The organism is Paenibacillus yonginensis, from assembly GCF_001685395.1.
Classification (GTDB): domain Bacteria; phylum Bacillota; class Bacilli; order Paenibacillales; family Paenibacillaceae; genus Fontibacillus; species Fontibacillus yonginensis.
In genome coordinates this window covers 2393734-2417655 of the sequence record NZ_CP014167.1, presented here as the reverse complement: position 1 = coordinate 2417655, position 23922 = coordinate 2393734, and the positions used below count along the sequence as shown (strand labels likewise).

Annotated in this window: 16 protein-coding genes, 2 tRNA genes and 2 pseudogenes; 15 read left to right on the top strand and 5 right to left on the bottom strand. The window is 52.9% G+C overall.

All coding sequences use genetic code 11. The annotated features are described in order from the left end of the window. The first annotated feature begins 3 nt into the window (after nt 1-3). From carB to AWM70_RS11095, 9 genes and pseudogenes are all read left to right on the top strand, one after another. On the top strand, nt 4-3231 hold the full coding sequence (carB, locus tag AWM70_RS11135; RefSeq protein ID WP_068696393.1) for a carbamoyl-phosphate synthase large subunit: 3228 nt from the start codon (nt 4-6) through the stop codon (nt 3229-3231). Nucleotides 3232-3305: 74 nt separating this feature from the next. Further along, entirely contained in the window at nt 3306-4043 is a 738-nt protein-coding gene (gene pyrF / locus AWM70_RS11130; protein WP_068696392.1) for an orotidine-5'-phosphate decarboxylase, read from the top strand. Beyond that, nucleotides 4036-4677 (top strand): orotate phosphoribosyltransferase, encoded by a 642-nt coding sequence (pyrE, locus tag AWM70_RS11125; protein ID WP_068696389.1) that lies wholly within the window; start codon nt 4036-4038, stop codon nt 4675-4677. Before pyrF ends, pyrE begins: the two co-directional genes overlap by 8 nt. A gap of 159 nt (nt 4678-4836) precedes the next feature. Beyond that, a complete protein-coding gene (locus AWM70_RS11120) occupies nt 4837-6009 on the top strand; it encodes a M20 metallopeptidase family protein (RefSeq protein ID WP_068696385.1) in 1173 nt (390 codons plus the stop codon). A gap of 223 nt (nt 6010-6232) precedes the next feature. After that, a complete protein-coding gene (locus AWM70_RS11115) occupies nt 6233-7177 on the top strand; it encodes an ABC transporter ATP-binding protein (RefSeq protein ID WP_237167887.1) in 945 nt (314 codons plus the stop codon). Next, nucleotides 7143-8267 (top strand): efflux RND transporter periplasmic adaptor subunit, encoded by a 1125-nt coding sequence (locus AWM70_RS11110; protein ID WP_068696383.1) that lies wholly within the window; start codon nt 7143-7145, stop codon nt 8265-8267. Before AWM70_RS11115 ends, AWM70_RS11110 begins: the two co-directional genes overlap by 35 nt. Continuing rightward, nucleotides 8267-11189: pseudogene (locus AWM70_RS11105) on the top strand (ABC transporter permease). Before AWM70_RS11110 ends, AWM70_RS11105 begins: the two are co-directional and overlap by 1 nt. Before the next feature lie 2 nt (nt 11190-11191). Continuing rightward, entirely contained in the window at nt 11192-12085 is an 894-nt protein-coding gene (locus tag AWM70_RS11100; protein WP_068696382.1) for an ABC transporter ATP-binding protein, read from the top strand. After that, nucleotides 12082-13623: an ABC transporter substrate-binding protein gene (locus tag AWM70_RS11095; protein ID WP_068696381.1), complete on the top strand. Its 1542-nt coding sequence runs from the start codon at nt 12082-12084 to the stop codon at nt 13621-13623. The genes AWM70_RS11100 and AWM70_RS11095 overlap by 4 nt, the downstream gene beginning before the upstream one ends. A gap of 69 nt (nt 13624-13692) precedes the next feature. Here AWM70_RS11095 and AWM70_RS11090 read toward each other — a convergent pair whose 3' ends face one another. The 3 genes from AWM70_RS11090 to AWM70_RS11080 form a co-directional block, all read right to left on the bottom strand. After that, complete coding sequence (locus tag AWM70_RS11090) at nt 13693-13920, bottom strand: DUF6199 family natural product biosynthesis protein (protein WP_068696380.1); 228 nt, start codon at nt 13918-13920, stop codon at nt 13693-13695. A 109-nt stretch (nt 13921-14029) separates the two neighbouring features. Beyond that, nucleotides 14030-14103 (bottom strand) — tRNA-Ile (locus AWM70_RS11085). Between the two features lie 13 nt (nt 14104-14116). After that, nucleotides 14117-14190, bottom strand: a tRNA-Met gene (locus tag AWM70_RS11080). 405 nt (nt 14191-14595) lie between these two features. Here AWM70_RS11080 and AWM70_RS11075 point away from each other — a divergent pair. The 5 genes and pseudogenes from AWM70_RS11075 to AWM70_RS24290 all read left to right on the top strand — a co-directional run bounded on the left by AWM70_RS11075 (nt 14596) and on the right by AWM70_RS24290 (nt 19694). Then, nucleotides 14596-15573, top strand: a pseudogene (locus tag AWM70_RS11075) (polysaccharide biosynthesis protein). Next, on the top strand, nt 15570-16649 hold the full coding sequence (locus AWM70_RS11070; RefSeq protein ID WP_068696378.1) for an undecaprenyldiphospho-muramoylpentapeptide beta-N-acetylglucosaminyltransferase: 1080 nt from the start codon (nt 15570-15572) through the stop codon (nt 16647-16649). Before AWM70_RS11075 ends, AWM70_RS11070 begins: the two are co-directional and overlap by 4 nt. 1003 nt (nt 16650-17652) lie before the next feature. Continuing rightward, entirely contained in the window at nt 17653-18477 is an 825-nt protein-coding gene (locus AWM70_RS11065; RefSeq protein WP_099093147.1) for a cation diffusion facilitator family transporter, read from the top strand. A gap of 130 nt (nt 18478-18607) precedes the next feature. Next, nucleotides 18608-19348: a glycoside hydrolase family 73 protein gene (locus AWM70_RS11060; RefSeq protein ID WP_068696377.1), complete on the top strand. Its 741-nt coding sequence runs from the start codon at nt 18608-18610 to the stop codon at nt 19346-19348. Continuing rightward, on the top strand, nt 19299-19694 hold the full coding sequence (locus tag AWM70_RS24290) for a YidH family protein (RefSeq protein ID WP_418303206.1): 396 nt from the start codon (nt 19299-19301) through the stop codon (nt 19692-19694). Before AWM70_RS11060 ends, AWM70_RS24290 begins: the two co-directional genes overlap by 50 nt. Here the strand turns inward: AWM70_RS24290 and AWM70_RS11055 are convergent. Then, nucleotides 19648-20922: a sensor histidine kinase gene (locus AWM70_RS11055; protein ID WP_068696374.1), complete on the bottom strand. Its 1275-nt coding sequence runs from the start codon at nt 20920-20922 to the stop codon at nt 19648-19650. The two genes, AWM70_RS24290 and AWM70_RS11055, sit on opposite strands and share 47 nt — an antisense overlap. 354 nt (nt 20923-21276) lie before the next feature. Between AWM70_RS11055 and AWM70_RS22730 the strand changes: the two genes are divergently transcribed. Further along, the gene (locus AWM70_RS22730) at nt 21277-21423 is read left to right on the top strand and encodes a VOC family protein (RefSeq protein WP_237167886.1); all 147 of its coding nucleotides are present in this window, start codon (nt 21277-21279) and stop codon (nt 21421-21423) included. 139 nt (nt 21424-21562) lie between these two features. On the opposite strand, the gene AWM70_RS11050 is transcribed toward AWM70_RS22730, so the two are convergent. Then, entirely contained in the window at nt 21563-23827 is a 2265-nt protein-coding gene (locus tag AWM70_RS11050; RefSeq protein WP_068696372.1) for a glycoside hydrolase family 52 protein, read from the bottom strand. Nucleotides 23828-23922: the final 95 nt, after the last annotated feature.

The following is a 23922-nucleotide window of genomic DNA, read 5'->3' as shown; positions in this document are numbered from 1 at the left end:
CCTATGCCTATCAATAAAGACCTCAAGAAAATTCTGGTGATCGGCTCCGGTCCGATCGTCATCGGCCAAGCGGCGGAATTTGACTATGCCGGTACGCAAGCCTGCCAGGCTTTGAAAGAAGAAGGCGTCGAAGTAGTTTTGATCAACAGCAACCCGGCCACCATTATGACCGACACCAATATGGCTGACAAAGTGTATATCGAACCGATTACCTTGGATTTCGTGACGCAAATTATCCGTCAGGAGCGTCCGGACGGCCTTCTGCCGACCCTCGGCGGGCAAACCGGCCTGAATATGGCGGTAGAGCTGGCGCGTGCCGGCGTGCTGGAGAGAGAGAATGTCAAGCTGCTCGGTACGCAGCTCAACTCGATCGAGAAAGCGGAAGACCGCGATTTGTTCCGCGAGCTGATGCGCGAGCTGGAGCAGCCGGTGCCTGAAAGCACAATCGTCACTACGCTGGAAGAGGCGCTGGATTTCGCCGCGGAAATCGGCTATCCGCTGATCGTTCGTCCGGCTTACACGCTGGGCGGTACAGGCGGCGGCATCTGCGCGGACGAAGAGGAGCTGCGCGAGACGGTATCTTCCGGTCTGCGCTACAGCCCGATCTCCCAGTGTCTGGTCGAGAAGTCGATCGCCGGCATGAAGGAAGTCGAATATGAAGTGATGCGTGATGCGAACGACAACTGTATCGTTGTCTGCAACATGGAGAACTTTGATCCGGTCGGCGTACATACCGGCGACAGTATCGTTGTAGCGCCAAGCCAAACGTTGTCCGACCGTGAATATCAAATGCTGCGCTCGGCTTCCCTGAAGATTATCCGCGCGCTCAACATCGAAGGCGGCTGCAATGTGCAGTTCGCATTGGATCCGCAAAGCTTCCAATACTATGTCATCGAAGTGAACCCGCGGGTCAGCCGCTCCTCCGCGCTGGCCTCCAAAGCAACCGGCTATCCGATCGCGAAGATGGCTGCCAAAATCGCGCTTGGCTACACGCTGGACGAAATCGTCAACCCGGTAACAGGCCAAACTTATGCCTGCTTCGAGCCGACGCTTGATTACATCGTCAGCAAAATTCCGCGCTGGCCGTTTGATAAATTCATCCATGCCAACCGCAAGCTGGGCACGCAGATGAAAGCGACCGGCGAAGTGATGGCCATCGGGCGTACTTTTGAAGAGTCGATCCACAAGGCGGTCCGTTCGCTGGAGATAGGCACGCATCGCCTGTACTTGAAAGGCGCGGAGAAGCTGGATCAAGAGACGCTTGATGCCCGCCTGATCAAACCGGACGATGAACGTCTGTTCCTGATCGCGGAAGCTTTCCGCCGCGGGTACGAGCTGCAGCAGATTCACGACCTGACGAACGTCGACTGGTGGTTCCTCGATAAGATAGAACGGATTGTAGGCTTTGAGAAGACGATCGGCAGCGAAGCGGAATTAAGCCGTGAGACGCTGTATGAAGCGAAACGTATGGGCTTTACAGACCGGTCGATCGCCGAGCTGCGCAAGCTGGCGGGCCGCAGCAGCCATGTCATGGAGCAGGAAGTTCGCGAATATCGCTTGGACAGCGGCCTGCGCCCTGTCTACAAAATGGTAGATACCTGCGCGGCCGAGTTTGAAGCGACAACGCCATACTATTACTCGACTTACGAAACGGAAAATGAAGTAACGGCTTCCTCCAAAGAGAAAGTCGTGGTGCTCGGCTCCGGCCCGATCCGCATCGGTCAGGGCATCGAGTTCGACTACTCTACCGTTCATGCGGTATGGGCGATTCAAAACGCCGGCTATGAAGCGGTGATCATCAACAACAACCCGGAGACCGTATCAACGGACTTTAACACCTCAGACCGCCTGTATTTCGAGCCGCTGTTCTTTGAAGACGTCATGAACGTCATCGAACAGGAGAAACCGATCGGCGTTATTGTGCAGTTCGGCGGGCAAACAGCCATCAACCTGGCGGCTCCGCTGAAAGCAGCCGGCGTCAACATTCTGGGCACTTCGCTGGAAAGCATTGACGAAGCGGAGGATCGCAAGAAATTCGAAGCTTTGCTCTCCAGACTCAGCATTGCCCAGCCGCAGGGCAGCACGGTGACCTCGGTGGACCAGGCTGTAGATACGGCGCAGGGACTTGGTTATCCGGTGCTCGTCCGCCCGTCTTATGTCCTTGGCGGACGGGCCATGCAGATCGTCTACTCGGATGAAGAGCTGCTGCAGTACATGGAAGAAGCGGTGCAGATCAATCCGGAGCATCCGGTGCTGATCGACCGCTACATGATGGGCAAAGAGGTGGAGGTCGATGCGATCTGCGATGGTGAGACGGTTCTGATCCCGGGCATCATGGAGCATGTCGAACGCGCGGGTGTTCACTCCGGCGACTCGATTGCCGTGTATCCGCCTCAGCATCTGGAGCAGCATTTGAAAGATAAAATTGTAGAAATCACCATTAAAATAGCCAAAGAACTGAAGACGGTCGGTCTGGTCAACATCCAGTTCGTCATCTACAAAAATGAAGTGTATGTGATCGAAGTCAACCCGCGTTCTTCCCGGACGGTGCCGTTCCTGAGCAAGGTAACGAACATTCCGATGGCTAATCTGGCAACCAAAGCGATTCTCGGAACCTCGCTGGCAAGCCAAGGTTATACCGAAGGCTTATGGCCTGAACCGGACTATGTCTCGGTTAAAGTGCCGGTGTTCTCCTTCGCCAAGCTGCGCCGCGTTGACACGACGCTGGGGCCTGAAATGAAGTCGACCGGCGAAGTGATGGGCCGCGATCCTCAATACGCCAAAGCGCTCTACAAAGGATTGATCGGCGCAGGCATGAAGATTCCTACGACCGGCGCAATCATTGCAACGGTGGCGGATAAAGACAAAGCGGAAGCGATTGAGATGCTTAAAGGCTTCTATAATCTCGGTTACAAAATCATTGCCACAGGCGGCACAGCCGGAGCGCTGGAGGAGCAAGGGCTGCATGTGACAACAGTTCACAAGCTGAGCGAAGGAACGCCAAACATTCTGGATATGATTCGTACCGGTCAGGCCCACTTTGTGATCAATACGCTGACCAAAGGCAAAGAGCCGGCCAGAGACGGCTTCCGCATCCGCCGCGAAGCGGTGGAGAACGGCGTATTCTGTATGACCTCTCTCGATACGGCAGCAGCTCTGCTCAGCATGCTGCAGTCGATCAACTTCTCTTCCCAGGCAATGCCTTCTCTGCCGGTGGGCAGCATCAAGTAAGGTTTCGGTTGAAGCAAGAGCCCATGGCATAACCGCATGAAGGTCATGGGCTGATCCAAAAAGGGGGAGAACGTATGAGTTTGGATGGGAAAGCAGCGAACCGTTTGATGGTCGCGCTGGATTTTAAAACCGCGGGGGATGCCCGGACGCTGATTCAGCGTCTGGAGGGCATTCCCTGTTATATGAAGGTCGGCATGCAGCTTTATTATGCGGCCGGTCCGGAGTTCGTCCGGGAGCTGAAGGACAAAGGATATTCTGTGTTCCTGGATCTGAAAATGCACGATATCCCCAACACGGTCAAGGGTGGCGCGGACAGCATCACCCGCCTTGGTGTGGATATGTTTAACGTGCATGCCGCGGGCGGCGTCAAAATGATGCAGGCCGCCCATGAAGGCGCAGCGGCCGCCGTACAGGAGGTCAGCGGGCTGCGCCTGCCGCAGATCATTGCGGTCACGCAGCTGACCAGCACGGATCAAACGACGCTGAACCATGAAATCGGCATCGCCGGCAGCGTGGAGCAGGCCGTGCTGAACTATGCTGCACTGGCAAAGCAGGCGGGATTACACGGCGTGGTCGCCTCGCCGCTGGAAGTGCAGGCGATCAAAGCCGCCTGCGGAGCAGGTTTTGTAACGGTCACACCGGGCATCCGCCCGGCGGGCAGCGAAGCCGGCGACCAGTCCCGCGTTTTGACGCCTGGACAAGCTATGGAACAAGGGACGGACTACATCGTGGTAGGCCGTCCGATCACGGCAGCGGCAGATCCGAGAGAAGCCGCGCTGCAAATCATTGAGGAGATGAACTCGCATGCCTAATCTGGATCAAATAGCAGGACAAATCGCCGGCTCGCTGCTGGATATCGGAGCGGTAGCTTTGCGCCCGCATCAGCCTTTCACCTGGACCTCAGGCATTAAATCTCCGATTTATTGCGATAACCGCTTAACGATGTCTTATCCGGAGGTCCGCGACTTGATCGCGGAATCTTTTGCCGCCATCATCCGTAAGCAGTATTCGGATGCCGAGGTGATTGCCGGAACGGCGACAGCTGGCATTCCGCATGCCGCCTTTGTATCGCAGAAGCTGGGCCTGCCGATGGCGTACATCCGCGATAAAGCCAAAGGCCACGGCAAAGAAAATATGATTGAAGGCCTGATCAAGCCAGGGCAGAAGGTCATTGTGATCGAGGATCTGATTTCCACGGGCGGAAGCTCGCTGAAAGCGGCTTTGGCTGTAAAAGAGGCGGGAGCAGTACCTTTGGCCGTGCTGGCGATTTTCAGCTATCAGCTGGAGAAAGCGACAACGGCATTTGCCGAAGCGGATATTTCGCTGCAAACCTTGTCCAACTACACAGCTTTGACAGAGAAAGCCGTGGAACTGGGCAGCATCAAACAAGAGGACCTGGAGCTGCTGAAAGCATGGCGCGAAGACCCGGCTTCCTTTGGAAAATAACGCTCAGGGACAGATCTATAAATAGGCACCCGGCCGAATGGCCGGGTGTTTGTTTTATACAGAAGCTGCGGATTATAATTCCGATCTTTCAAAGCTAAATTCTATGTTATAATTTGAAATACGAGAATTTGAAACAGGCAGAAGGAGAGGACAATCGATATGTACGAAACATTGGCGGCACGGCTTGCCGAGCAGGAGCAGCAGCTGATTGAATGGCGGAGATATTTGCATCAGCATCCGGAGCTTTCTTTTCAGGAGAAACATACAGCCTTGTTTATCGCGGAGCAGCTCCGTTCGTTTGGCATAGAAATTCGTACGGGCGTAGGAGGCAACGGCATTGTCGGCGTAATCCGCGGGGGGAGTCCGGGGCCGCGTATCGCTTTTCGCGCTGATTTTGACGCGCTGCCGATCCAGGATGAGAAGGAGGTTCCCTATAAATCGACCGTTCCCGGCGTGATGCACGCCTGCGGTCATGATGGGCACACTTCGATTCTGCTTGGGGTTGCCCGGACACTGCAGGAACATCGCGAGCAGCTGAAAGGGGAAGTAGTGCTGATCTTCCAGCACGCGGAAGAGAAACCGCCGGGCGGGGCGATCGCCATGATTGAAGACGGCTGCCTGGAAGGAGTGGACGCCGTCTACGGCATTCATTTGGCTTCTGAGCTGCCGCTGGGTACCTTTGGGGTGAAGGCCGGCCCTTCGATGGCCGCGGTGGATGCTTTTACCCTTAGGATCCATGGCAAAGGCGGACATGGCGCGAGACCGCATCAGACAATCGATGCCCTGGTTGTTGCTTCGCAAATCGTCGGAGCGCTTCAGCACATCGTCAGCCGCCGGGTGAACCCCGTCGACTCTGCCGTTGTAACGGTAGGTCAATTCATTTCCGGAACGGCCTTTAACGTCATCGCGGATAAAGCCGAGCTGCAGGGAACGGTCCGCACCTTCAATCCGGAGGTTAGAACGCAAGTGGAGCAGGAGCTCCGCAGGATCGTTAACGGTTTGTGCGAAGCATCCGGCGCCCGGGCCGAAATCGATTATTTGAACGGTTATCCTCCGCTGGTGAACCCGGCTGCAGAAACCGAGAGGATGAGAGGGCTGATCGCCCGGCGCTTCGGCCGCGAAACGCTGGTCGAGCTTGAGGCGGCCATGGGGGCCGAGGACTTTGCGTATTATCTGGAGCATAAACCGGGGAACTTCATCAAGGTCGGATCAAGTACCGATGACGTGGGAACGCAGTACCCGCATCATCACCCCATGTTTGATTTTGACGAGCGCGCTATGCTGCAGGCGGCGAAACTTTTTATAGCGATCGCTGAGGATTATTTAGGTTAAAAAGATATCAGGCATTCCCTGGGCAGCTGCTGCTTTCGGGAATGCCTCTTTCTTTTTCAGCTGGACGCACTTGGGACTATAGACTTATCTTTACTGCTTTTTGGACTTGTTAACAAAATTAAAGACAAAGTGGAAAGAGATTGTAACTTTTTGGTAACTCGTTTCGTTTATAATGCAGACATCCGATGCATAGGCCATACATAGTCAATACAGGGGGGCGTACATGAAACATTTGTTTCGGAAACGACCCGGCGGCGGCGAAGAGAAAGCTTTGCGACCGGCTGCCAAAGGGGACTTACAAGGACAAGAAGGGAATTTGACGGAGCGGCAGCAGCCGCAGGAAATGGAGGGATTGGCGGAGATTCGGGAAGAGCATAAGCGAGAGACAGGCGGAGAGAACGAGCTGCTTCGGGAGGATGAAGGAGTGAACGTCTCCGAAGATGAACAGGCTGGGCATTCACATTCATCGGCGGACGATGTCCGCAGCGAAACGGGACGTGCTGTCCTTATGAAAGTAGCAGGGGTGCAAAGATCGTTCCCGGTCGGAGGTTCTACGCTCCAGGTGCTGAAGGGCATAGACATGGAGGTGCCGGAACGGCAGCTGGTGATGCTGAAGGGACGTTCAGGCTCGGGGAAAACGACGCTGCTGAACATGCTGGGCGGACTGGATCAGCCTACAGCCGGCGAAATCTGGTTTCTGGATCAGCCTCTGCACGGATGGAATGACGCAAAACGGACCGAGCTGCGGCGCAAGCAAATCGGCTTCATTTTTCAGGCCTATGCTTTGCTGCCGCTGCTCTCCGCACGGGAAAATGTCGAGCTGTCCCTGCGGATGGCCGGGGTGCCTTCGGCAGAATGGAAAAGCAGGGTGGCTTATTGCCTGGAGCTGGTCGGGTTGGGCAAACGAATGGACCACAGACCCGGCGAATTGTCCGGAGGCGAGCAGCAGCGGGTAGCGATTGCGAAGGCGATTGCACACCGTCCCCGCCTGCTGCTGGCGGATGAGCCGACGGCCAATCTGGACTCGCAAATGGGCGCTCAGGTGATGGCGGTATTCCGCAGCATCATCGAAACCGAAGGCATGACGATTTGCATGACGACACACGATCCTACGATTTTGGAGGTAGCGGACCATGTTTACGAGATGGTGGACGGAAGATTCGTATAGGAGGGAGAGGATCAAACGGCTTAAGCGGCGAACAGCGACTGTAATGGCATTGGCTCTGGTGCTTGCGGCCACGGCGGGCTGCAGCCTGCTTCCCAAGGAAGAGGAGGAAGAGGTCCTGCCGGTCATTACGCCGCCGACCATTTCCAAGAAACCGGAATATACGGTGCGGAGCGAAACGCTGGAAACTGCGGTTAGTGCAGTGGGAAGTTTAAAAAGCCGGCGCGAGGAACCGGTCTATTTTACGTCGGAAGGCTTACATATTAAAGAGATCAACATCAAGCCCGGGGACAAGGTGGCGGCCGGAGCTGTGATCGCTTCTCTTGATGTTGAAGACCTGCAGAAGCAGCTCCGGAAGAAAAAGCTGGAGTTCCGCAAGCAGGAGGTCGCGATGAAAGAAACGCTGCGGAAAAGGGACGAGATGGACCCGATCGAATTTGAGGAGGCGTCCATCGTGTTCGAGGAGGCCCGGACGGAATTAAGCGATCTGGAGGCGGAGATTGCCAAGGGTGTGCTTACGGCCCCATTTTCGGGGACTGTGCTTTCGGTCAGTGCGGCTAAGGGAGATACGGTGAAGGCCTACGAGCCGGTTGCGGTGATCGCGGATACGTCCGACCTGGTCGTGGCGGCTTCTTTCGCCAAAGAAGATCTGGAGAAGGTCGCAGTGGGCATGAAAGCATCCGTCGACATTAATGCGGCCGGTGTGTTTGAGGGGAAGGTCAAGGTGATGCCTTCAGCGGATAGCGATACCAGCGGTTCAAACGGGAATGGCGGGGGGGGTGCTCCTGGCGGGAACGGCACTACGCCGGTCAAGGACTCCCTGGACAAGTATTTGATCGTGCAGCTTGACAAGATGCCGTCAGGACTCAACCGGGGTACGCCTTTAAGCGTCAAAATCGTGACCGAACGCAAGGAGAATGCAATCCTGATTCCTATCTCGGCGCTGCGCTCCATCGGTTCCCGGACTTATGTACAGGTCGTTGAGGAAGACGGCAGCAAACGGGAAGTCGATGTAGAGGTTGGCAAACAGACCTCGACGGACGTGGAAATTCTAAAGGGGCTTGAGCCCGGGCAGAAAGTAGTGGGCCGCTGATGGGGATGCCGCTGTTGATTTTTTTGTTTCGAAAAATGTGGAACACCAAATGGATGACGCTTAGCACGCTGCTGGGACTCATTGTGGCTGTTTCCTTCACGGTCAGCATTCCGATGTATGCGGACGGGGCGCTCAAACGGGTTGTCGCCAAATCGCTGGAGGAGCAGAGCGAGGGGCTGCCGGCCGGTTCACTGTTGATGAGTTATCAGGCGGCAGGCGGCACGAAGACGGACCCGGCCGGGTTCAACGCGGTGGATGATTACATCCGCGAGGAGGTGCCGAAGGAAATCGGCTTCCCGCATCAGGTTTATTTCAGCACCCGTTCCATTAGAAGTACGGAGGTATCTCCGGAGGACCCGACGAAGGTGGACGCCAGCCGGACCCGCACGATGTCGATTCTGACGATGTCCGGACTTCCGGAGCATGCCGAAGTAACAAACGGCAGGATGTATGCGGAGGATGACGCCGGCCGTGCAGACGGGGTGATCGAGGCGGTGATGCTGGAGGACGGCATGTACCGCAATGACCTCCATGTGGGGGATATCATGGAATATCCGGTACACAGCGGTCTGGATTTGACGCTCAGAGTGAAGATTGTCGGGACCATCAAACCTGTCAGCGATACCGATCCTTATTGGGTACAGGGGCTGGAAGGGATGATGAACAGCTTTTACATCAGCGGGGATGCCTTTGATCAGCAATTGCTGGCCAAGCAGGTTCCGCTTCACGGGGCACAGTGGTATTACGCTTTTGACCTGAGGGAGATCAAAACCGGACAGCTGCCGGCCCTGTCGAGTACGCTGGAACGCCTCGATATTGAGCTGTACCAGAAATTAAAAGATACCAAGGTGGACATCTCCTTCGGCGATTTGCTGACGGAATTCCGCAGGCAGAGCCTGCAGCTGCAGACCCTGCTGTTTACGCTGGCGGCGCCGATGATTGCTATGGTGTTCTATTATATTGTCATGAATTCCCGCCAGGCGCTGGATAAACAGCAAAGCGATATTGCCGTGCTGCGCAGCCGAGGCGCCTCCACGAAGCAGATCATTTTGATTTATTTGCTGGAAAGCGTCATTTTGGGTTTGATCGCCATGATTGCCGGTCCTTTACTTGGCTGGTTTATGGCCAAATCGATTGGCTCGGCAGACGGGTTCCTGACATTTGTAGACCGCAAGTCGCTGCCGGTCGGATTCAACCGGGATGCACTTGCCCTGGGAGGGGCGGCAGTCGTCATCGCCATCTTATCGACGCTGATTCCGGCGATCGCTTATGCCCGTTCCTCCATTGTGAATACGAAACGGAAGCAGGCCCGCAAGGATCGCAGCCCTGCCTGGCAGAGATGGTTTATCGACGTGCTGCTGCTGGGGCTGGCCGGTTACGGTTATTATTTGTTCTATGACCGGCAGATGCTTACGTTCCAGACCGGCATGACGACCGACGAGCTGCAGGTTCAGCCGTTTCTGTTTTTTTGTGCCGGCCATTGCGATATTTGCGGGGGGGTTGTTCTTCCTTCGCCTGTTCCCTTGGCTGCTCCGGCTGCTGAGCTGGCTGGGCAAACGATGGCTGCCTGTCCCGTATTATCTGACCTTGACCCAGCTGTCCAGGTCTGCAGCCTCCTATTATCCGCTAATGATTCTGCTGGTGCTGACTTTAGGTCTCGGCATCTACAATGCGTCGGCGGCCCGGACGATTGATCTGAATTCAACAGAGCGGACGCTTTATCAATACGGAGCTGACGTAGTGATGCAAACGGTATGGGAAGGGACGCCGGAGGTCTCGCAAGGTTCCGGCAATTCCGGAGGAGGCAGCCCGGGTGCAGGAGCAGGTTCCCCGGGTGCCGGTCCCGGCGGAGGAGCAGGGGGGCCGGGAGGAGCACCTGGCGGTCCCGGCGGACCGGGAGGCCAGCCGGCAGCCCCGGCCAAAGTGGTTTATTCCGAGCCGCCGTTTGAGACGTTTCGGCAACTGGAGGGCGTCGAGGCGGCGGCCCGGGTGCTGCAGACGAAAGGGAATATCGTGGTATCCGGCAAATCGGCGGGCCAAGGCAGCGTCATGGGGATTGACAACGTCGATTTCGCCAAGGTCGCCTGGTTCCGGAGCGATTTGTTCCCGATTCATCCCTATAATTATTTGAATTTTCTTGGCATGAATGAAAGCGCGGCGCTCATACCGTCTAATCTGGCGGAGAAATATCAGCTCAAGCCGGGCGACATCCTTTCGGTTTCCCTTCAGGATCAGCTGGTGGATTTTGTTGTTTACGGCATCATCCCTTATTGGCCAACCGAATATCCCGATAAGACGCCGTTTGTCATCGCCAATCTCGATTACATTTATGATCAGGTTCCACTGATCCCTTACGAGGTTTGGCTTAAGATGAAGCCGGAAGCCAAGGTGGCTCCTCTGATTACGGCGCTGGCCGGCCAGGGCATCGAGCTGTCCTCGGTCAAGGATGTACGCAGCGAACTTGCACTGCAAAGCAAGCTGCCGACAAGAGGAGGCGTCTTCGGCATTTTGAGTCTCGGCTTCCTGCTGTCGGTTATCGTTTCACTGATCGGATACGTGCTGTACTGGATCTTCAACCTGTCCAGCCGGGTGGTGCAGTTCGGCATCCTGCGGGCGATGGGTTTATCCCGGCGCCAATTGACCCTGATGCTGCTGGCCGAGCAGATATTAACGGCCGGCTTATCCATCCTGCTGGGCATCGCTATCGGCAAATGGGCAGGCAAGCTGTATTTGCCTTTCCTGCAAACCGCGGACAATGTCACTTCGCAGATACCGCCTTTCCGGATTGTGTTTAATTCCGGTGATACGCTGCAGCTTTATGGCGTAGTGCTGGTGATGCTGCTGCTTGGCGCGGCCCTGCTGCTGTGGCAAATTCGGAGGCTGAAGGTTCACCAGGCCGTCAAGCTGGGAGAGGAGCGGTAAAGGTGATTAACTGTGAAGGACTCGTCAAAATTTTTAAATCCGAAGACATTGAGGTTGTAGCGCTGCAAGGGCTGAATTTGACCGTCGAGCAGGGCGAAATGATGGCGATCATCGGCAACAGCGGCAGCGGCAAGTCAACCCTGCTGAACATTCTCGGCGGTCTTGACCGCCCTTCCGCCGGGCAGGTCCATGTAGGCGGCTGGGACCTGCTGAAGATCAAAGAGGAACAGCTTGTGGAATACAAACGAAAGACGGTGGGATTCGTCTGGCAGAACAATGCCCGGAACCTGCTTCCTTACTTGTCGGCACTGGAAAATGTCGAGCTGCCCATGACGCTGGGCGGCAAGGTTGATCGGGAATATGCCAAACAGCTGCTCGAGTGGGTGGGCCTTAAGGACCGCATGCGCAGCAGACTGACCCAGCTGTCCGGCGGCGAACAGCAGCGGGTGGCGATCGCCATTGCGCTGGCGAACCGTCCGGCCATGCTGCTGGCAGACGAACCTACGGGATCGGTCGATACGGCTACGTCTGACCAGATTATGAGTATTTTTCGCAAGGTCAATCAAGAGCTGGGCATTACCATCGTCATTGTCACCCATGATCTGGCGCTGGCGGGGAAAGTGGACCGGGTGGTAGCCATCCGGGACGGCTTGACGAGCACGGAGTTTCTGAAACGGAATCCGAGCCTTGACGGGAATGCGGCTGGTTTCTCCTCGCAAGAGGGAGGACTCCAGGATGTTCACGAAGCTTTTGTAGTGGTTGACCGGGCCGGACGGCTCCAGGTCCCCAAAGAATATCTGGAATCGGTAGGGATCAGCGGACGGGCCAGCATGGAGTTCGACGGGGAGAAAATTATTATTACGGCACCAAAATCATTAGAGGGGGATTCACAATGAACAAGCGGATTCAAGCCAAATTCGGCTTTAACGGCAAAACGGTCAGGAAGCTGGCGGGTGCAGGGTTGGTTCTTGCGCTGGCCTTCTCCGTCTTATCCGGCTGCAGTGGTTCCAAAGCTTCGGATAATGAAAAAAAAGTGCTTCGCGTAGGCATGCTGTACGGCGGGTACGACGATACGTATTTCCGGCAGCAGTATACGGATGCTTATGAACTGACGCACGGCAATGTCGATATTGAAATTGTTCCGGCCATCGACCAGAGCATTTACCGTTACAACGACGGTTCACAGCAGATCGAACAGCCCGATGTGCTGGAAAGCATGAAAAAAATCATGACCGGCAGCAATCCCGTTGATGTCGTTGTGGCCGATACGGGCACCCTGAAGCAGCTCGTGCAGGAAAATATGCTTAAGCAGCTTGATCCGCTGATTCAGGAAGACAAATTCGATACATCGGATTTTGTGCCAACTGTTATTGATGGGCTGAAAGATATTGGCGAAGGCAATTTGTATGCCTTGGCTCCGACCTTTAGTTCATCCGCTCTATTCTATAATAAAAATCTGTTCCAAGAAGCTGGGGTAGAACCGCCGCATGACGGCATGACCTGGGACGAAGTGTTTGATCTGGCCCGCCGGGTCAGCAAGGGAGAAGGCAAAAACCGGGTGTATGGATTGTCCTTCAGCACTTATATGGGTTCCGATCCTTATTGGGATATTCAGAACTACACGAATTCGCTGCAGCTTCGTTACTTTGATGACAAAGCCGAAACGATGACCGTGGATACCCCGCAATGGGAGAAGATTTGGAGCACAATGAGCAAGCTGTATATGGATAAGGTAATTCCTGACGGCAATGAGATGATGAATGGAATGAATCAAGGCGGTGCTGTTGCGACGGGTCCTTTGAGTCAAGATTTGTTCCTATCCGGCAAGGTTGCGATGGTGGTTGGCTATAACAGTTATGTGAATGACGTGACCGATGCCAATAACAATGCCTCGAAGATCAAAAATTTTAAAGCTATCGATTGGGACGTGGCTACCATGCCTACACATCCCGAGAAACCGGGCGTTGGGGGCAATGCTTATCTGAGCAATGCCTTTGCGATTAACAGTAGTGCGCCAAACGCCGATACGGCTTGGGATTTCGTGAAATTCCAAAACAGTGAAGAGTGGGCGAAGATCAAATCCCGAAGCTCTTACGAAATGGTAGCGCGCAAATCCTACATTAAACCAAAGGATGGGCTCGATTACAATGTGCAGGCGTTCTATGCCCTGAAGCCGGTTTCCCCGACAAACAATTCGGATGATAAGCTTTATGCCGAGAAGCCGGGTCTGTCCTCCGTCACTTCGATTGGACAAAAGTATTTCAAAGAGGTGCTGGATAACAAAAAGACGCCAGCTGAAGCGTTAAAAGAATGGCAGCAGAAAGGCAACACGATGCTGCAGGCGATCAAAAACAATCCGAAAACGATGTTCCAGGAAGACGGTACACCGTTTGTACCGCAGGATAACGGAGCAGCAGCCGGAGTCAAAGGTTAAAATCGTACCAAGGTTATAAAAATAGCAACAGCCGCCAAGGTCTTATGAACCTGGCGGCTGTTTCCATATTCAAAAGCAGTTCATAATGCCCCCGGCTATAAAGATCAGCCCGACAAAAAGGATGATGATGCCTAAAAGTTTCCTTAACGAAATATACATATCGCTTGGTTCTGAAAGGTCTTCCTCGAACTTCCACTGCTGCTGGTACCAGCCTAATGCAGGTTTAACAATCATCAAGATTCCGAGCCCGAGAATAATAACGCCTAGAATCATATAAAAAATAGCCATACCTATCATTTCAACCAGCCCCTTAAAGGATTATACGCTTTATTTTACAAAAGGTTCCAGAGGGTGCGGGGATAAATAAACCAAAAAACCTTTGCCTAAGCAAAGGTTTCAGTCGCAATGGGCCCTACAGGACTCGAACCTGTGACCAATCGGTTATGAGCCGACCGCTCTAACCAACTGAGCTAAGGGCCCCTATGTAAAAGTATTGCGGGGGCAGGATTTGAACCTGCGGCCTTCGGGTTATGAGCCCGACGAGCTACCGGGCTGCTCCACCCCGCGTCAGTAAATAGCGACATATATTAATATACCCGATCTTTTGCCAGGGCGTCAAGCCTTAAGTTTAGGGCAGGAACCTTACGCCGTATCGGCCCTTTTTAGACCGGAACACTTCAATTTCGCGCATTTCACGGAAACCGTACACCCAGCCGTCGTGCTCTAGTCGTCTTGCCAAACAGCCCGCCTGGAATTTTGAAGAATACAATCGATTAAAATAAACCCATTTCATAGGTTCTTGTCAGCCTTTCTTCAACATGGTTTTGTGTGGAAATCAGTCAAATCGCTTTCGCATCCCCTAAGATTCCCCTTTTCACGAAAAATAATCCTATCGATAAACGTCACAATGGTGTAACAGACATGTCCTAAGCTTGGAAGCGACACAGTTACTAAGTTAATGGAGATGGAACAATGAACAACAAAACCATTTTGATCACAGGCGGGACAGGTTCATGGGGGAAGGAATTAGTCCGGCAGCTGCTGAAGCTGTCGCCCAAAGAAATCCGCATCTTTTCACGAAACGAATCCCTGCAGGCGCAAATGAAGCAGACGATTCATGATCCCCGGTTAACCTTCATCATAGGCGATATCAGAGACAAATGGGAGCTTGAAACGGCCTGCAAGGAGGTTGACTATGTGTTTCAATTGGAGGCCCTCAAACACGTGCCGGTTTGTGAAGAACAGCCTGATTGCGCGCTTAAGACCAATATTTATGGAACATAAAATGTGATTGAAGCCGCCGCCGGGCAAGGCGTGCAAAAGGTGATTTACCTATCGACGGATAAAGCCGCCAATCCCTCCAATACCTATGGGATGACCAAAGCGGTTGCAGAAAAGCTGATTTTACACGCCAATGAGTATACAGACACCCGGTTTGTCTGCCTGAGAAGCGGCAACATTTTGGGGTCGCAGGGCAGCGTTCTTCCGTTATTCCAGCAGCAGCTTAAAGAAGGTCTGCCGCTAAGTATTACCGATGCACGAATGACCCGCTTTTTCCTTACGGTAAACAAAGCCGTAAAGCTTTTGCTGACGGCCGCCGAGCAAATGGAGGGCGGCGAAATTTTTGTCGCGAAATCGCCGGCGTGCCAAATCACCGATCTGGCTGAGGTTCTCGTGGAGCATGCCGGGAATCCGGCTGCTGGAATCCGTTATATCGGCATCCGCCCCGGCGAACGGCTTCACGAAGTGTTAATCTCCGATAAGGACCGCGGTTATGTAATTGACCAAGGCGATTTTTTGGTGCTCAAGCAGAGTGTTACAAATAGCGATCAAACGGAGGACAAGCTGACAGAGGGCGGCAGCAGCGCACATGCTTATTCTTCAGAGTTGTTTACAATCTCCAAAACGGAAATAGAATCGATGCTGAGCGAAGGCGGTTTTCTCGAATGAAGCAGGTCGTTGTTTTTACGGGGGGCGGCTCTGCCGGTCATGTTACCGCCAATCTGGTGCTGATATCCAAACTGCTGCAGGAGGGCTGGGAGATTCATTATATCGGTTCAAAAAACGGAATAGAACGCAGGCTTGTCGGCGAGCTGGAGCAGGTCCGCTATCATGCCGTCGCTACAGGCAAGCTCCGCAGGTATTGGTCTTGGCAGAATCTGACCGATATATTCAGATTGATCTTAGGTATTTTTCAAGCTTACGGACTGCTGTTTCGGATTAAGCCGGGGGTTGTTTTTTCACTCGGAGGTTTCGTATCCGTACCGGTCGTGATCGGGGCTGGCTGGCGGAATATCCCCGCACTGATTCTTGAGCCTGATCTGCATCCGGGTTTGGCGAACCGAATTTCCGTCCGATATGCCCAAACGTTTTGTACTACCTTTGAGGAAACGAAGATAGATAACAAACGTGCCGCAGCTAAAATGAAATTTATCGGACCAGTCGTCAGGGAGGACCTGAACAAGGGCACCCGGGAACGCGGACTTGATTTGTGCGGCTTTACCGCTGAACAACCCGTGCTCCTGGTGATGGGGGGCAGCCAGGGGGCGGAGCGGATCAACCGTCTGACAAGGGCCGCGCTTCCGGGATTGCTTGAACGTTTTCAGGTGGTTCATATTTGCGGCAAAGGAAAGATGGACCTGTCCTACAGTTATTACGAAGGTTATAAGCAGTTTGAGTTTGTTCAGCAGGAATTGGCCGATATCCTGGCCATGTCGGATGTTATTGTTTCGCGGGCAGGGTCCGGCGCCATTCATGAATGTCTATCGCTGCACAAGCCGATGCTGCTGATTCCCCACTCCAGCGGCGGTTCGCGTATGGGACAAATTCGAAACGCCCAGCATTTTTGGAACAAAGGATATGCCGAACTGCTTCTGGAAGAGAAAATGAACGTGCCTGCCTTTTTGAGATCCGTTGAAAAGGTCTATAACAATCGGAGTTTCTATGAGGACAACATGCGGGCCATCGATACCGGACATGCGGCCGAACAAATATTGGAGCTTATCAGTAAAGCGGGGAGTCCATAGATTAGTTCTTGCCGCAGAATATACGACAAAGTTAAAAATAAAAGGCTGCCTTGCTTTCAAGGCGGCCTTTTATTTTTACCATCTCTGCGGGTATTCGGAGATTCTGCCATCATGGCTGCAATCGTTTAATTTCTTACTACTATGAGAAAATGCCCGCAAATCACACAACGAGGCCTGCAACAATTCCAAATCCTCTGCAGAATAGAGTAGTGGTTTCCGTTAATGGAGTATAGAGCTGTGCCGAGAGAACCAGCTACCGTTTTTTTCTGGCCTTCATTTGGGTTCTTATAAATCCTGAAGAGGACAGCAGCAGAGCAAGAACAACAAGATTCCAGGTGACAGCCTTCATGGAACGCCTCCCTTAACAATCCCCGATTCAAGCGAATTCGATTGGCCGGAAGATTTCAGTCTTTAAGATAAGGTATGTTTGGCGATGCCGGTTGGAGACATAAAGGGGGGATAGGGAAGGTGATTTGGGGGGGAGTACAGCAGAAATAAAAAAGGCTGCTAGCGCAGCATTTTTCTCTTAACTCTGTTTAAAAACGTTAAAATATAAAAGCATAAATCCAGTGAAGAACAAGGCAATCAACAGCACGATGCCGATGATCAGCCCGATAACAAACTTGTTGCCCCTCATCATTCAACGCTCCTTTGGCATGAAGTAACCATAGTGTTTATATTAGCAGAGCAGCTGGAAGAAATACAAACGCGTGAGAAGAATTGCGGGCATTCTTGCCTCTTAGCCACAAAGTTAACTTTTACAAACGCTCTTGCGAGCGTCCAATAAATCCAGATCGGGGCAATTCTTTTTCTCTGGACTTACATAAAAGATGTTTTATATAATGACACGGTGCCTTTTCGAAGAAATCGTTAGGTTTTGGTTATAATGGAAATAAAGTAAAGGTTGGGGGAAGACATTTTGGAGTCGGCGAATGCAGCAGCGGAGAAACAATCATCTTTTGCCATTTGGATCAGTCTGGTTAGCAACATCGTATTGACGGTGATGAAGCTGGCCGTTGGCCTTATATTCGGCAGCCAGGTTCTGATTGCGGATGGTGTACATAATGCGGGGGATGTGTTTGCCACGGCAGCAGCTCTTGTCTCCATGGTAATTTCCAAGCGGCCCCCGGACGAAGACCATCCGTATGGACACGGTAAAGCGGAAGTTATCGGAGCAGGCATTATCGCTATTGTCCTGGTGCTGGCCGGCTTTTATATGGGTTATCATTCGGTGGTGGCTTTGACGGAGCCGCCGCATAAAGCCGGTGTGCTGGTGCTGCTGGCCGCCTTTATCTCGCTGATTTGGAAGCTGTGGTTGTATTTCTACACGATGAAAGTTGGCAAACGGAATAACAGCAGCGGGCTGGTCGCCACCGCTTATGATCATCTGGCTGACGTTTATGCTTCTTTGGCGGCAGTAGCCGGGATCGGTCTGGCGATGATCGGCGATCATTATGACATTCGGATTCTGACCTACGGCGATCCGATTGCCGGCATCCTGGTTGCTTTCCTTGTCTTGAAGCTGGCCATTCATATGGGGCGGACATCCGTGGATGTGTTGATGGAGAAAAATATTGACGACACTCAAATGGAACCCATTGTGCAGCTTGTCCAGTCCGTGCCTGAAGTCAAAAGAATCGACCGGATCCGGGCCAGAGAACACGGTCATTACATTATTGTCGATGTCCGGGTCGGCATTCCGGGTCAGCTCACGATCCAGGAAGGTCACGATATCGCCAAAAAAATCAAGCAGTCGATCAGGGACGCCAATCCTTTGGTTAAAGAAGTGATGGTGCATTTGAATCCTTGGTACGAAAATGAGACGTAAAGCAAAAGAGCCGGCGTAAATCCGCCGGCTTTTTTGGTGTGTCTGAAATCCCCTATTTCCAAGCTTCTGCACCAGAATCCAAACGTCTTAGCAGGCAACTTCATAACCTGTTCTAGGGAGGTGACAGGATTTGGCGACCACATATCGTTTCGAGGCATTTCTGGAGCTGCTGGTGCCGGTTGTACAGCGTGTCAGACAGGAAGGAAGCCCGATTTTCCCTTCGGTCAGGCTGGCTCAAAGCTGGCTGGAAACCGGGGGAGTGATTCCGGACTGGAACAATCTGGGCGGCTATAAAGTAGGAGGAGGCAAGCCAACTCCCTATTGGGACGGAACGAGCGTCAGCACGGCTACCCGGGAATATGTGAACGGGACTGAAACGACGGTCAGCGCCAATTGGCGGGCTTATTCCAGCATCTATGCTTTCTATAAAGATCAGGACCTTTTGTTTCAAAGTGCCCGCTATGAAAGGGTTCGGCTGGCGCAAACGCCTGAGGAGCAATGTCAGGCCCTTTATTTATGCGGTTATGCCTCCGACCCCAATTATGCGGCCAAACTGATTCAGATTCTAACAGCCAACCATCTGAAGACCTATGATAATGCTTCGCAGAACGTTCAGGATCCGGATGCCGAAAAGCTGGAGGAACTGAACCGCCGTCTCGCTGCTATGGAGAAAAAGCTGAACATGTCCGGCAAAGAGCCGGTTCCCGGTTGGGCCGTATCTGCGGCGGAGGCGGGGCTGGCGGTAAAGGCGATCAGTTCCATTACCGATAAAAGCGTTCCGAGCTTTATTGCGCTGCAAATGCTTAAAAATTTGGGGCTGCTTGAAGCTGATACCGCTGCTGCTCTGCGAAAATGGGAAAAAAATAAATAAGTTCAGGAACCAGTCGGCGGCTTGTCCGCAGGACTGGTTCTATATTTCAATCGACGTAGCTTTAACAGCGCATGATATGCGGGTAATTGAAATTATCAAATCATACCTGTTGGAGGCGTTTGGGTTGCCTGAACAAGTTGAGGATGTGAAATCAATTCAACAGCATTTGGCTAACGAGCGCACGTTTCTGGCTTGGGTGAGAACAAGCATTGCCATGATTGGATTAGGGGTTCTGACGGCAGGCCTGGCGTTTCAATCGGATTCGTTCGCCCACATCGGTCATGTGCTAGGAGGCCGTGTCAGTTGGTGTTTGCAAGCTGCTCTGCCTCCAGCGGCAAAGAGATGATACAGACGGTTCCTTTCCCTTTTTCACTTTCGTATAAAATATTGCCTTTCATCGCTTCAATGATCCTGACGGCGACAGAGGTGCCGAGCCCGGTGCCTTTTTCTTTGGTGGTATAAAACAAGGTGCCGATTCGCTGGATTTCTTCTTTGGTCATTCCTTTGCCGCTGTCGATGATTTTGAGCTCGACCTGGCTGCCTTGCAGGGACAAGCTGATTTGCACAACGGAATTTTCTGAGGAGGCTTCTACCGCGTTTTTAATGACGTTTGTAAGGGCCTGCTGCAATTGTCCGCGGTCGGTATAGATGTACAGGGGGCCTTTGAACCTGCATTGAAATTCAATGCCCTTGCAGCTCGAAACCGGGGTCAGCATCGTAATTATATTACGGATCAGCTCAACGAGACAAAAACTTTCGAAATGGGTCAGCTTAGGCTTCGAAAAACTTAAATAATCGTTTATGACCGATTCTGCCCGTTCCAGCTCATCGAGAGCAATCTGCAGATAATCCCGGGTTTTGCGGTCGTAATTATTGGCCCGAATCAGCTGCAGGAACCCCTGAACCGCCGTTAACGGGTTCCGGATTTCGTGGGCCATCGAGGCGGCCACTCCGCCCAGCGTCTTAAGTTTCTCAGCGCGAAGGATTTCTTCTTTCATTGAAGATCTTTCATTATTGAATTCAAGCAGCATGGCGGGGAGCCAGGTTCCCAGCGTTTCAAGCGCTCCAAAAAACAAGACGGCTACAAACGGATTAAAATGGGCTGGGCTCTTCACATCGTTAATTAACGTATAGCTGAGCATGATGATCAACATAATCAGGGAAGGAACGACAGAAATCAGGACGACCCGCCTGAGCCTGTCGCGGCCGCTGCGATTTTTGGTGAACCGGGATAAATATAAAGTGCCGAGGAAGGTCAACGTAATGCTGATATAACCGAAGTGCAGCGCGTTGCCATTCAGGTATGTCCGGGTTCCCAAGATAAAAAGATAGTTGATTACACCGGCTACAGGACCGGCATAAACAGTTGTAATCACAAGCGGTACATATCTCAAATCCCAATACAGATTAAGCGCCTCGTAGGAGAAGATCAGACAAAGTGAGGAGGCGGCGCCTTGCACCAGCCCGATGGAAAACGGAGATAAAGCTTTTTTGATCCGGTCGCCAAACGCGGTGTAGACAAGAATCGGAGATAAGACGATAAGAACGTTAAGTAATAATTTTTCCAGCAGCATGCCCTGTTCAAACCCCTTATTCGGAATAGTAAAAAATGGCAAAATTAGTCCTTTTGTGCCTTTACAAGCCTCAATATTCTTAAAATACTAGACTTCGAATTGGAAAGCTGTCGTTTCATGGCGGGGGATATAATTTTACAAAAACGTTTTGATAAAGGAGGGGAAAAGGCGAAAAAATGCTGATACAAGCAAGCTTAATTTATAAAAGACAGGCAAATGATTTTACAATTAGAAGGCCAAGCAGCGGAAGGAATTTGGTTGCTTGTGTCGACATTTGGGTTTATATGGTATGCTGCTTGTAAAAAATAGAGCAGATATCAGAAGAAAAAAAACACCGGTTAAAGGAGTTTAGAAATGATTACTTTACGTTCCCATGTTTTTCTGGAAAATTGCCGTGAAGCTTTGGAGGAATACCGGCGGATATTTGGCGGGGAAATCCGCAATGTCCAGCCGTCCGACGGAATTGAAGCCTTTAAGGGGCAGGAGGGGAAATATAGCTAAATACGGAGTGGTCAAGGACCGCAGAGGCCTGACGTGGGAATTGAGTCTTCCCAAAGCCCCTTAAGTGAATGAACAGCAGGAGCTAATAGGCAAAAGAGGACAAGCCGGGGATCCCCCGGCTTGTTTGTGCTGCGATTGCTTAAGAAACGGGCGTTTCGCTTCCTGTTCTTCCGGCTCTGCCTGCTCTGTTCGCCGCAAGCTGTTCATCCAGCCACAAAATAGCTGTCACTCCGCGCGGGTAGTAGCGGCTGCCGTGAATGACACCAGCTACCATTTGATCGCTCCAGCTCCAGATGGCGTTAACGGGGCTGGTCAGCCAAGCGGCGTGAGCGGCGTCTGCGCGGTCCAGCGCTTCGTCCTGCTGCAGACCGAATACGGTTCTGGCGATGAATTGGCAGAGATAAATTTTGCTCAGCCAGGAATTATCGCTGCTGGAGGACAGCTTCCAGCCGCCGTCCGGAAACAGGCAGACCCCTGGTTTTAATACGGTGTAGAAATGGCGTTTCAAAGCCTGTATATACCCGCCGAAACGTCCTTCCGGATCAAGCGCCTGCTGATCGCCAGTATAAAGAGGGAAGATCAGGCCTTCAATCGCTGGAATAATGCGTGAATCGTTGTCCTCCTGAATAACGGCGGGAATATAGCCTTCGACCGTGATATGGGCGGCGATGGTGGAAGCGCTCCGTTCAGCCTGAAGGCCGGCCAGCCGGGCAGCATCGGTTCTTCCCGACTGCTCGAAGATGGATTCCAGAGCTACATAAGCGGCCCAGCTCTTGCCGCCCAGATAAATATTGTTGCGGGCCTGACCCAGCGAAACATCAAGGCTGTCATAGGTTGTAATTTCCGCCCCGCCCTGGGTGCGGGAGCTGTCCAGCCCCATCAGTCCATTGCGTTTGTCATCTTCAGGATGGTCGCGGTTGACCATGCTGGACAGGCAGGACTCTAGCAAATCCAGCTTGCCGTTCATCCAGCGTTCATCTCCAGTCTGCCGGTAATAAACGGCAGCGGTAAGCACCCAGTTGACCAGCTGCTCCTGCGTCATATGCGAGAAGCAGCCGGTTAAGGCATGCTGTTCGTAAGAGGAATAGCCGGGCCGGGAAAAGGTGTTGGCCACACCCATGTCGTGAGTGAAGCTGACACCGCCGGGATAAGGAGTCGGGTCCCCAGGGAAACGTACGGTGTCTTCATACCGGTAGCGGCCGGCAAACCAGTCCAGCTCGTTTCTTACGGTCCAAGGGTTCATTCTTATCTCGAAAAACAGCTGGTCTACCGTTAAATCAAACGTGTTGATCATCCGGTATTCCCCTTCGTTCACTACCCAAAGCGGCTTGCCTTCCTGATCGAGGAATTCCGTGCAGCCATAGTAGCTGCGTATGGCATGAGCCAGCATAAACTGCTGATGGTCCGTCAAGGCAGATTCGCTGATCATCCGGTCGTTCTCGCGGCTAAGCTCCAGCTTGCGGTCGAATTGCTGCAGCGCATAAGCGGCAACCTCTTCGATATTGCCGAAATACCGGCTGTACATATAAGAAGCATCCAGTCCGGTTGTCACCACACCTCCGCGGTAGAAGCAAACCGCCAACCGATAAGTGGCTTGTTCACCGGCAGGCGTATCCATCAGCAGCGCGCCGACCGGACCGAGGCCGAACAGCAGATTGTCTTCCGAAACCGGCTGAAGGATGTTCTCCATGGTAAAATGGCCGGCGCTGCGAATCTGCGGATGGCGGAGCGCCGCTATAGCGAGGTGGCGGCCTTGGCCAACCCCGCAAATCTCGCCGTCCGTTGTGTCTTCCAGCCGCCGGATCGCCGTGTAGGGGTCTGTTCCCTGGAAACCAAAGAACGCTCGGCGAGGGGTTGTTCCTTTGGTGTTGTCCACCGTAATTTCTGCCCAAACGGCCGGGACCAGGACGAATTTAAGCTCTTCCTCGCTGGCAGTCTCCGGATCGGGAACAGAAGCAAAAGGCGAATATAAAGTAACGGTTAAATCTCCGGCCCGCCATTGGTCAGCAGCCGCGCCAAAGGTCCGTTCGATTTCTTCCATTGGAAAAGGGCGGATAAGCGGGGCGGGAGCCTGTTCCGTTAAAGAAGCCGCGGCTGAAGAAGAAGCTGAAGAACTGCCGTTCTCGCCGTTGGTGGCGGCACTCTCTCCCGTGTAGCGTGCGGAATCATCGGCTATGGTCTCAAAGAAAGGCAAGGCCTGATACGTTGCTTCTGGAACAGCTTTCTGGCCTGCTACCGTGGGATGTGAGGCGTTCAGATCCTGAAGGCCGATATAAATATTTTGCTCCGGCGGGCGGCCTTGTTCCAGATCCAGGCCGCCGCTGCGGCCGGGGAATCCCAGTGTAAAGCTGGAGAAAGCGCCTATGGGGGAGTGGTGGGCGTTGAAAAAAAGTTTGTTATCCAAAAAAATGCCTCCTATTCTAAATGTGGGGTTATATGGTATGTTGATATTAGCAAGGAATTTAAGCGCTTTCTATGCCCAGAATAGGATAGGTTTTA

Excerpts from the sequence above, each read along its gene's own strand:
- AWM70_RS11090 (WP_068696380.1), bottom strand. The coding sequence starts at position 13,920 with ATGATAGGTATGGCTATTTTTTATATGATTCTAGGCGTTATTATTCTC.
- AWM70_RS11095 (WP_068696381.1), top strand. The coding sequence starts at position 12,082 with ATGAACAAGCGGATTCAAGCCAAATTCGGCTTTAACGGCAAAACGGTC.
- AWM70_RS22730 (WP_237167886.1), top strand. The coding sequence starts at position 21,277 with ATGATTACTTTACGTTCCCATGTTTTTCTGGAAAATTGCCGTGAAGCT.
- AWM70_RS11115 (WP_237167887.1), top strand. The coding sequence starts at position 6,233 with ATGAAACATTTGTTTCGGAAACGACCCGGCGGCGGCGAAGAGAAAGCT.
- AWM70_RS11120 (WP_068696385.1), top strand. The coding sequence starts at position 4,837 with ATGTACGAAACATTGGCGGCACGGCTTGCCGAGCAGGAGCAGCAGCTG.
- AWM70_RS11055 (WP_068696374.1), bottom strand. The coding sequence starts at position 20,922 with ATGCTGCTGGAAAAATTATTACTTAACGTTCTTATCGTCTTATCTCCG.
- AWM70_RS11070 (WP_068696378.1), top strand. The coding sequence starts at position 15,570 with ATGAAGCAGGTCGTTGTTTTTACGGGGGGCGGCTCTGCCGGTCATGTT.
- pyrE (WP_068696389.1), top strand. The coding sequence starts at position 4,036 with ATGCCTAATCTGGATCAAATAGCAGGACAAATCGCCGGCTCGCTGCTG.
- carB (WP_068696393.1), top strand. The coding sequence starts at position 4 with ATGCCTATCAATAAAGACCTCAAGAAAATTCTGGTGATCGGCTCCGGT.
- AWM70_RS11065 (WP_099093147.1), top strand. The coding sequence starts at position 17,653 with ATGAAGCTGGCCGTTGGCCTTATATTCGGCAGCCAGGTTCTGATTGCG.
- pyrF (WP_068696392.1), top strand. The coding sequence starts at position 3,306 with ATGAGTTTGGATGGGAAAGCAGCGAACCGTTTGATGGTCGCGCTGGAT.
- AWM70_RS11110 (WP_068696383.1), top strand. The coding sequence starts at position 7,143 with ATGTTTACGAGATGGTGGACGGAAGATTCGTATAGGAGGGAGAGGATC.